This is a genomic window from Methanobrevibacter sp. UBA212, from assembly GCF_905233225.1.
Lineage (GTDB): Archaea > Methanobacteriota > Methanobacteria > Methanobacteriales > Methanobacteriaceae > Methanocatella.
The window spans coordinates 1-8,646 of record NZ_CAJODJ010000058.1; the positions used below are offsets into that span (position 1 = coordinate 1).

Annotated in this window: 10 protein-coding genes and 2 rRNA genes; 6 read left to right on the top strand and 6 right to left on the bottom strand. The window is 39.6% G+C overall.

The window, feature by feature from the left end; genetic code table 11:
* From QZ138_RS10615 to cgi121, 4 genes are all read left to right on the top strand, one after another.
* A 23S ribosomal RNA gene (locus tag QZ138_RS10615) occupies positions 1-199 on the top strand; the annotation flags it as partial.
* A 135-nt stretch (positions 200-334) separates the two neighbouring features.
* Positions 335-452, top strand: a 5S ribosomal RNA gene (rrf, locus tag QZ138_RS10620).
* Between the two features lie 82 nt (positions 453-534).
* Positions 535-2,004, top strand: a complete 1,470-nt coding sequence (locus QZ138_RS10625; RefSeq protein WP_292889003.1) for a (R)-citramalate synthase — start codon at positions 535-537, stop codon at positions 2,002-2,004.
* A gap of 1 nt (position 2,005) precedes the next feature.
* Entirely contained in the window at positions 2,006-2,497 is a 492-nt protein-coding gene (gene cgi121 / locus QZ138_RS10630; RefSeq protein WP_292889004.1) for a KEOPS complex subunit Cgi121, read from the top strand.
* On the opposite strand, the gene QZ138_RS10635 is transcribed toward cgi121, so the two are convergent.
* From QZ138_RS10635 to trxB, 6 genes are all read right to left on the bottom strand, one after another.
* Positions 2,481-3,428 (bottom strand): DegT/DnrJ/EryC1/StrS family aminotransferase, encoded by a 948-nt coding sequence (locus QZ138_RS10635; protein ID WP_292889005.1) that lies wholly within the window; start codon positions 3,426-3,428, stop codon positions 2,481-2,483. The genes cgi121 and QZ138_RS10635 overlap by 17 nt on opposite strands.
* Positions 3,421-4,602, bottom strand: coding sequence for a hypothetical protein (locus QZ138_RS10640; RefSeq protein WP_292602572.1), 1,182 nt, complete (start codon positions 4,600-4,602; stop codon positions 3,421-3,423). The genes QZ138_RS10635 and QZ138_RS10640 overlap by 8 nt, the downstream gene beginning before the upstream one ends.
* A 49-nt stretch (positions 4,603-4,651) precedes the next feature.
* The gene (guaA, locus tag QZ138_RS10645) at positions 4,652-5,578 is read right to left on the bottom strand and encodes a glutamine-hydrolyzing GMP synthase (RefSeq protein ID WP_292889006.1); all 927 of its coding nucleotides are present in this window, start codon (positions 5,576-5,578) and stop codon (positions 4,652-4,654) included.
* Position 5,579: 1 nt separating this feature from the next.
* Entirely contained in the window at positions 5,580-5,840 is a 261-nt protein-coding gene (locus tag QZ138_RS10650; protein ID WP_292889007.1) for a hypothetical protein, read from the bottom strand.
* 8 nt (positions 5,841-5,848) lie between these two features.
* Positions 5,849-6,406, bottom strand: coding sequence for a GMP synthase subunit A (locus QZ138_RS10655; protein ID WP_292889008.1), 558 nt, complete (start codon positions 6,404-6,406; stop codon positions 5,849-5,851).
* Positions 6,407-6,672: 266 nt separating this feature from the next.
* Positions 6,673-7,590, bottom strand: coding sequence for a thioredoxin-disulfide reductase (gene trxB / locus QZ138_RS10660; RefSeq protein ID WP_292889009.1), 918 nt, complete (start codon positions 7,588-7,590; stop codon positions 6,673-6,675).
* An 84-nt stretch (positions 7,591-7,674) separates the two neighbouring features.
* Between trxB and QZ138_RS10665 the strand changes: the two genes are divergently transcribed.
* The gene (locus QZ138_RS10665) at positions 7,675-8,085 is read left to right on the top strand and encodes a C-GCAxxG-C-C family protein (RefSeq protein ID WP_292889010.1); all 411 of its coding nucleotides are present in this window, start codon (positions 7,675-7,677) and stop codon (positions 8,083-8,085) included.
* Positions 8,086-8,098: 13 nt separating this feature from the next.
* Entirely contained in the window at positions 8,099-8,338 is a 240-nt protein-coding gene (locus QZ138_RS10670) for a hypothetical protein (RefSeq protein ID WP_292889011.1), read from the top strand.
* Positions 8,339-8,646: the final 308 nt, after the last annotated feature.

Sequence of the window (8,646 nt, forward strand, 5' to 3'; positions counted from 1 at the left end):
GTTGTCTGATAAGGCATTGCCGGGCAGCTACGCGCTAGGTGATAAAGGCTGAAAGCATCTAAGCCTGAGGTATCCCCTGAAAATAGATTGCTTAGGACGCGAGTAGAAGACTTGTTTGATGGGGTAGGGATGTACGCTTCGAGGTTTTTTTTCCGAGTTGTTTAGTCCGCTGCTTCCAATTGTTCGCTTGCATTATTTTAATTGTTAGTAAAACGTATGTATTGACTTATTCAAGTGATACATAGTTTGATAACAATTTGGTTAGGTGTTAACAGTTTGGGTGAAAGTTGCACTAATTATAATTTATTTTTCATACTCATATGTAATATGTAGGTATTGCGGCCATAGCATGAGGGTTATACCTGGACTCGTTTCGATCCCAGTAGTGAAGTCTTTTTGCGTTTTGTTTGTGTACTATGGTTTTCTATGGGAATTTCATTTCGCTGCAAGCCTTCTATTACAATTATTACTTACTTTTTTTTGACAGTTTTTTTTTTTGCTTAATACCCGTATAGAAATTTTTCAGTGATTTTTATGAATATTAAAGTATTGGATACAACATTGCGTGATGGGGAACAGACTCCCGGTGTATCATTAACTCCGTTGGAAAAACTAAGAATAGCTTCAAAGCTTGATGAAATCGGGATCGATTTTATTGAAGCGGGTTCCGCCATTACATCTGAAGGCGAAAGGGAATCTATTAAAGAAATTACTAAACAGGGGTTAAATGCTGAAATTTTAAGTTTTTCAAGACCTTTGACTGTCGATATTGATTATTGTATTGAATGTGATGTTGATGCAGTCAACCTTGTTGTCCCCACTTCTGATTTGCACATTTCAGATAAATTGAATACAACCAGGGATAAACTCATTGATTTGTCTAATGATGCAATTGATTACTGTAAGGATCATGGTTTGATTGTTGAGGTATCGGCTGAAGATGCCTCCAGAAGTGATGTTGATTTTTTAAGGGAAGTCTTTTTAAGTGCAATTGACCATCATGCCGACAGGCTTTGCGTATGCGATACTGTGGGAATATTTACTCCCGATTCTTCATATGAATTATTCAATAAGCTCAATGATTTGAAGGTTCCTATTTCTGTTCATTGCCATAATGATTTCGGACTTGCTGTTGCAAATACCTTATCTGCAATTAAGGCGGGGGCCAGCGAAATCCATACAACAATTAACGGTATTGGAGAAAGAGCGGGAAACACATCTTTTGAAGAGTGTATCGTCAGCATTGACAGATTGCTTCCGGAATTTTCAACTAACGTTAAAATCAATGAGATATATGACATTTCCAAATTGGTGGCAAGGTCCACCGGTGTATATATACAACCTAATAAGGCGATTGTTGGTGAAAATGCCTTTGCCCATGAATCAGGAATCCATTCAGATGGAATCATTAAGAATTCATCCACCTATGAACCTATAACCCCTGAACTTGTCGGACGCAAGCGTAAGTTCGTCCTGGGCAAGCATATGGGTACCCATGGGCTAGATTCCAGACTTAAGGAATTTGGTTTTGATGTCAATGAAGACCAATTAAATCAGATATGCAGTGACCTTAAGGATTTGGCGGATAAGGGAAAGACTGTTACTGATGCTGATTTGCATGCAGTTGCAGATAACGTTCTCCATATTAATAATGAAGATAGAATCAAGCTTGATGAGGTAACTATCGTTTCCGGAAATAAGGTAATGCCTACAGCGTCCGTTAAAATTACCATCGATGATGAGGAAATTCTAAATGCGGGTGTCGGTGTGGGTCCGGTTGATGCTGCAATCAATGCGCTTAAATCTCTGGACATATTCAAAGACATAGACCTTATTGAATATCACGTAGACGCAATCACTGGAGGTACAGACGCTTTCATTGACGTAATCATCAAAGTGCAGCAGGAGGACAAGATCGTTTCTGCCCGTGGAACCGAACCGGACATTATCAATGCCAGCGTAAAGGCATATATCGCAGGTGTAAACAGGTTGTTGAGGGATTAATATGCATATGGATAATATTCAAATATTGGGTTTCAGGGCAAATATCGATTCCGTTGGAGATGTGCTTGGCAAAATCAATTCAATTAAGGATGATGGTGAGATTATCCAGCTTCTCAATGCGGATTGTGTCGTTTCAAAAAATCATATAATTCATGGTGTCAATCAGGCTTTTCTTGCATTCGAGCGTGGTGAAAATCTGGCCAATGACTTAAGTGTTGAGATAGTGTTGAGATGTTCCGCCCAGCGCCAGATTTCAAAGGCATTCAAAATTTTAGGTCTGCACGAGGGAGAAATGAATCTGTGTGCCGTTTTAATAGATTCCAAAGACTACACAAAAGAACTGTCTTTATTGTTCACAAGGGATGATGATGTTCTGATTCCAAATGAGGATAAATTGATTGAAACATATAAAATCAGTGACGAAGAACTTCAAAACATGTCTGTCGAAGAGATAATTGTTGACAGGATCACAAAACTTACAGTCGACATGTGACCTCATCAATTATTTTATCCAAATATTCTTTTTCAAGGCATCTGTAATCCAGATTCTTTATTTCCAAACATATTGCCTTTTGTTTCACGCGATTATAGTTCGGGCATGTTGTGATGAATCCGCTTTTGTCGGTTGAGAGTGTCTTTTTCAAATCCCAGCATATCGACTTCGCATTATCATTAGGTATAATTACATTAAGGCCTCTTTTATCTGCATGTATTGCATTAGGTATGTGTTTTTTTACATAGTCTGTTGCATTTAATGATACTTCAAGGTTATCTTTAACTTGATTGAGTTCACTATCTATACCGCTGCATACTATTTGTGATGTTTTGCTTAATTTTTGTGGCAGGGATGTTCTTTTGAAAACTTCCTCATCGTCAGTGGAAATGAATCCTCCGCTTCCGACATTGATTATTTTTGGCGAACCGGTTGATGCAAGTATGATGTCTGAATTCTTGCCCAGATTGTTTTTAGTGTCACCAATTCCTGCTGAAGCGTCTTCAATTGTTGTAATGTTTCTGTTTCTGCAGTATCTGCAGATGGGCCTGACATCCTGCTCGGCGCTATAGCCTGCAAAGCTTGTAAATATCAAGGCTGATGAATCTGCAATGTCCAAATCCTCCATGTAATCCGTATCTATCAGTCCCAAATCTGTCTTTACAGTAATTATGTTCTTTTTTAGGAACCTGGCAATCTGCTTGAAACCATGCCATGCGCCCTGGTCGGGAATGATGATGTCTCCCTCAACTGCTGAAAGCGCAATGAATATGCTGTTGTTTCCGCTTGAGGTCATCCTGACGTGTTCCTTGCCAGTCAGGTCTTTAATCTTACTTATGCAGCTTTTCTCATAGTCCTTTTCTATGTTGCCTTTTGCAACTTCAGACATTACTTTCAGGGTTTTTTCGGATGGGGTTTTAAACTTAAACATTGTTCTCACTTTTAAAGTACATGTCCAGGGTGGTCTGCTTTGTGTGAAGCATCTCATTGAGCAGTGTGCCCTGCTTGACATATCTGCTTATTGGTATTTTCAGTTTGGTTCCTGCATATTCCAGACATTTTTCCAGGGTTTCAAATTCCAGATAGGGCTGCATCATGGCTTCCTTAATGTTTTCACGCACATTGAAAACGCCCAGCGGGACATATCCGTCATAGGCTTCTCTCAATATCACAAGTCCTGATTGTCTTTTTATCTTCATCAGATAATCAAGGACTGCCATTTTAGCGGTATAATAGCAGCCTCCAACGATGGAGTACTCCTTTTTGCCACCGTTGGTTTCGTAGTCTGAAAAGATCAACTCTTCATTTCTCATCAATTTGATGAATGCCTCATACCATTCGTATTCCCATTCGCCGGGGGTCAGTATGATTACATAATAATTGTTCAGGGCTCCGAATTCAAAGACCCTGTATGTGTCAAGTATTTCAAATTTCCTAACTTCCTTTAGAAACTCATCCGCCAGTGTGGAATCGCATGCCGTGATTGACCAGCGTGTCGGAACCAGTTTTCTGTTGTTTTTGGTTCCTATCGCTCCCACAGAAAATGCCTTTTGCATTGCTGAAAATGGAACGTCCTTATTGTGCAGGTTCAATACCGCTTCAGTTGCCTTCAAGTCGGTATCATAGAATGTCTTTTCCAGCTGCCTGTCCCATCTTACGGCGTCTATGTCGAATTTCTCAATCACTGCACTCGGTCCGTGAGGCATGCTGTCCTCTGAAAGCATGGATCCTCTTGGCCTTTTTCCGAATGTTGCTTCGCTGTCGATTGATTTGGATGCAAGTGAAATGTCCTGAAGCTTTTCAACAAAGGGATTTTCCAAATCATCAATCTTAATCAGCTGCTTTCCCCTTACAAGGTTCATACGGTAGTTTATGATTTCGTCCTGGGTTTTGTTTTGGCCAAGCCACTCTTCCGGAGAGTCCATGATATGTGTGTCTCCCATTTGTGAGCTCATCATAGGCCCTGCATATACCTTTGGATAGGACCATCTGCCAATGAAGACTGACGGGGGTGTTGTTCCTTCCAGGTTTTTGCCTACCTTGACAGATTTCATCTGGATTTGTTCTGTCAGTTTGGCCAAATATGCATTCTTTGTGGTTTTCATGATATTCTAAAAAAAGTAAAAAAATTAAAAATACCGGATTTCAGTATTTTTAACAGAATTCGATGGTTGCAGGTGGTTTGTCACTAATTGATAAAGCGACATGGGTAACTTCGGAAATTTCGGAAGTGATCCTTTTTGAAATGGTTTGAACGACTTCCCAAGGAAGTTCGGCAACTGATGCGGTCATGGCATCAATTGAATTGACCACTCTGACTATAACAAGGTATCCGAAGTCTCTTTGGTCTCCTTTAACACCGGTAACTTTGGTGTCGGTCAATACTGCAAAGTATTGCCATACGTCCTTATCAATGCCTGCAGCTTCAATTTCATCGCAAACGATTTTGTTTGCTTTTCTGCAAATTTCAACATTTTCTCTTGTCAAATCTCCAACAACACGAACACCGAGTCCAGGTCCAGGGAAAGGTTGTCTGTAAACGGTGGTTGCAGGTAATCCCAATTCGTCTCCGATTTCCCTTACTTCATCCTTGTATAGGTCACGGATAGGTTCACACAATTCCAGTTCCATTCCGCTTGGAAGGGCTAGGTTGTGGTGAGATTTGATTTCGCCTTTTGTTTCAATCCAGTCAGGTGCAATGGTTCCTTGAACTAAGAATTTTGCCCCTGATTTGATTGCTTCTCTTTCAAATACTTCAATGAATACTCTTCCGATGATTTTACGTTTTTCTTCAGGGTCTTCAACCCCTGCAAGCTGGTCCATAAATTCATCAGAGGCGTCAACAAATTTAAAGTTTAACCTGTCCTTGAAAGTGTTGGTTACCTGTTCGACTTCACCTTCTCTTAAAAGACCATGGTCTACAAATACTGCAGTTAAATTATCGCCGATAGCCTCTTGGACAAGTACAGAACATACTGAACTGTCCACTCCACCAGATAAGGCGATGATTGCTTTTTCATCACCTATTTGGTCTTTGATTTTTTGAATTGCATCTTCAATAAATTCTTTAGGGCTTAACATTTTATTCCTCTTCATCTTCTTCTTCGTAATCTTCAATGATTTGTTTGATCATGGCTTCAAGGCCATTGTCGTTTCCTGATTCAATGGCTTCGAATATGTCGTCAAATTTTACATATTTTTCTAATTTAACAGATTTTTGGCCAATACCTGAGATTCTAAAGCCGTATTCCTCATCGCCAATTGGGATGTTTACAAACTGCTTTTTCAATCCGGTCTTAAATTCATTTGCCTTGTCTCTTAAATCGTCAGCGTTATCAATCATTATTACACCTATTTTTTACAGATTTCATAAAAGTTCTTAAATATTATTTCTCCTTTCGGAGTGTGATGTACTTCAGGGTGGAATTGGATTCCATACACATCCTTATCCTTATGCTTGAAGGATTCAACATCACATAAAGTGGAACTGGCCAGGATTTCAAAATCCTCGGGGATTGTTTTTACTTCGTCTTTGTGAGAAGACCAAACATCCATTTCAGGGGCCAATCCTTTAAATAAGTTTTCATCATTATTGATATTAATTTTAACCTGAGCATAACTTTCGGTATCTGATGTGGTAACTTCCCCACCGTATGTTTTAGCAATCAACTGATGGCCAAGACATATTCCTAGAATTGGAATATCAAAGTGTCTGATATATTCTTCACTTAATCCTGCACCTTCAAGGGAAGGTCCTCCACCTAAAATCAGTCCAATAGGATTTTTAGCTTCAATTTCTTCAATGCTTAAATCATTTGGGACAAGTTCGGATGGAATCTTAAGGTATTGTAAACTTCTAGCGATTCTGTGATTATATTGACCCTTGTTATTAACTACTATTATTGTCATGTTATGCTCCATCAAAATATAATGATATTATTTTTGGTTTTTTTATTTATTATATGTTTTTATATTTCAAAAAGAAAAAGTAAAAAAACTCTTAAAGTTTATATACCATATGCAATATATTTGAATTACATGGAACTTCAAGATTTAATATTTATTATAATTGCTATATTAGTAGCGGTATTGTTGCTTAAGGTATTTATGTGGCTGCTGCCTGTAATTGTAGTGTTGCTCATCGCATTCTTTATTTACATGTTCTTAAAAGAACGCTACTGATTTTGCAGATCTTCAAATGCGGAAGTTGCGGCAACTGCACCCTCTCCGCATGCAACAACCCACTGTTTTAGACCGACACAGACATCACCGATTGCATAGACGTAGTCAACATTGGTTTTCTGTTTTTTATCTATGATGATGTGTCCGGATTCATCCAGGTTTATTTCCAGTTGTTTTGCAAGTTCAGTGTGGGGAATGTAGCCTACGCTGATGAAAACTCCATTTATAGGCAGTTCTTTGAGTTCATTGGTTTTGGTGTCCTTTAGAATAACTGATTCAACCAGCATTTCACCTTTTATCTCTTCGACGGTGGCATTGAGTATTGTTGGGATTTCAGCTTCCTTTATCTGATTTTGCAGGTGCTTTTGGGCCCTGAACTCATCTCTTCTGTGGACGACTGTGACATTGGCGCCAAGGTTTTTAAGGTATAGCGCTTCCTGAAGTGCGCTGTTTCCCCCTCCGACCATTATTATGTCACGTCCGGCAAAGAAGAATCCGTCACATGTGGCGCAGTAGCTCACACCTTTTCCCTTAAACTCTTCCTCTCCTTTGGCTTCAAGGTGTCTGTGGGAACTGCCTGTTGCAAGGATTATTGCTTTTGACCGGTAGGTGTCCTTTGATGTTTTCACTGTGAACCTGTATTCATCGTCTGTTTTTGTGATTTCTGTAACCTCTTCCATTTCCCTTAAATCGCAGTTTTTGGTTGCCTGGGCCTTCATCTTTTCAATGAGCTCCAGACCTGAAATGTTGTCAAAGCCAGGATAGTTTTCCATTTCCGGAACTTCACGGCCCAGTCCTCCGGCCAGGTCCCTGTCGATAATCAGGTTCCTGGTTCCCTGACGGCCGGCATAGATTCCTGCTGTCAGTCCGCCCGGTCCCGCTCCGATAATAATGATGTCATATTCATTCATGTTTTTGCCTCGAATTAATTTATTTATTTAAAATTAATTTTAATTTAGTTATTTTAATATATATGTTTAATGAAATTAATTAACATGACTAGAATAGAAGATGCGGTTCAATTGTTTGAAGACGGTTACGTGTGCTCACAGGCAGTATTTGCTGCCTTCAGTGAAGATTTTGGGCTTTCAAAGGAGCAGGCCCTAAAAATCGGTGCTTGCTTTGGAAGCGGAATGAGAAAAGCGGAAGTATGCGGAGCATGCACCGGCGCACTGATGGTGTTGGGCCTGAAGTATGGAGAGGACAAACCCCAAAGCAATGAGATGTGTAAAAGATTGCTGGATGATTTTGAATCTGAAAACGGCTCTTATATCTGCAGGGATTTGCTTGACTGTGACATCAGCACTGAAAAAGGCGTTGGGTATGCAAGGGAAAATAATCTCTTTAGTGAAATCTGTCCGAAAATGGTTGAATCTGCAGCCAGGATTCTTGAGGAATTGATCTGATTGAGGTGATATTGTGGGAATCTGTCCACGATGCGGCTCATGGGTTGATGAAGGCGAGCCTTATTGTCCCGAATGTTGCTACATGGGAGAAGATGATGGGGAAGATGATAAAACAGTCACCATCGACGGCAGAGATTATGATGCCGCTGAAGTAAAGAGGGTATTGGAGAATTACTGCTATACTTTAGAGGATTTGGAATACGGAAGAATCGATGATGAGGATTTGGAAAACATTATAGATGATTTGTGGTGACATCCCCGAAAAATGTACTCATGTTTAGGTGCTGCCGTGCCTTAAAATTGTCATATTCTATTATTTTTTTAAAATCATAGTATGTATGAAATAGTATAATAGGGGGAAAAATTTTGATAAACAAAAAATTCATTATGCTAACGGTATTTCTTGCTTTGCTATTTGCCGTACCGGCAGTATGTGCAGCAGATAATTCCACTTTTGATGTTTTGAACCTCTCCGGCTTGTAGAAGCTGGAGATTCTTAGGCCATGCCTATTTTTTCGTCAAAGCATTTCCATTCATAATAATATGTGGATTTTCCTTGAC

Coding starts and splice junctions, on each gene's coding strand:
- QZ138_RS10665 (WP_292889010.1), top strand. CDS start 7,675: ATGACTAGAATAGAAGATGCGGTTCAATTGTTTGAAGACGGTTACGTG.
- QZ138_RS10635 (WP_292889005.1), bottom strand. CDS start 3,428: ATGTTTAAGTTTAAAACCCCATCCGAAAAAACCCTGAAAGTAATGTCT.
- guaA (WP_292889006.1), bottom strand. CDS start 5,578: ATGTTAAGCCCTAAAGAATTTATTGAAGATGCAATTCAAAAAATCAAA.
- QZ138_RS10655 (WP_292889008.1), bottom strand. CDS start 6,406: ATGACAATAATAGTAGTTAATAACAAGGGTCAATATAATCACAGAATC.
- cgi121 (WP_292889004.1), top strand. CDS start 2,006: ATGCATATGGATAATATTCAAATATTGGGTTTCAGGGCAAATATCGAT.
- QZ138_RS10640 (WP_292602572.1), bottom strand. CDS start 4,602: ATGAAAACCACAAAGAATGCATATTTGGCCAAACTGACAGAACAAATC.
- QZ138_RS10650 (WP_292889007.1), bottom strand. CDS start 5,840: ATGATTGATAACGCTGACGATTTAAGAGACAAGGCAAATGAATTTAAG.
- QZ138_RS10625 (WP_292889003.1), top strand. CDS start 535: ATGAATATTAAAGTATTGGATACAACATTGCGTGATGGGGAACAGACT.
- trxB (WP_292889009.1), bottom strand. CDS start 7,590: ATGAATGAATATGACATCATTATTATCGGAGCGGGACCGGGCGGACTG.